1 pseudogene is annotated in these 229 nt (G+C 65.9%); it reads right to left on the minus strand.

The window, feature by feature from the left end:
• A pseudogene (locus AC0L2H_RS32615) lies at nt 1–229 on the minus strand (IS5/IS1182 family transposase); the annotation flags it as partial.

Consider the following 229-nt stretch of genomic DNA (forward strand, 5'->3'; position numbering starts at 1 on the left):
GCATCTGGCCGGCCAGGCCGAGTCGCAGCGAATGCCAATCGCCGCGCGATCGACCGAGACAGTTATCTAGGCCCCCCTTTTTGCCGTCGCGGCCTGCTGGTGGGCGCGAACAGAGGTGCTGTCGATCATCTGGATGTCACCGTCGCGCGCGGCGGTGATGGCATCCATCAGCCGGTCCCACACGTCCGCCTTCCGCCATCGCGAAGCGGTTGTAGCAGGTGGTTCGTGG

The sequence above is a fragment of the Mesorhizobium sp. WSM4871 genome, assembly GCF_055811295.1.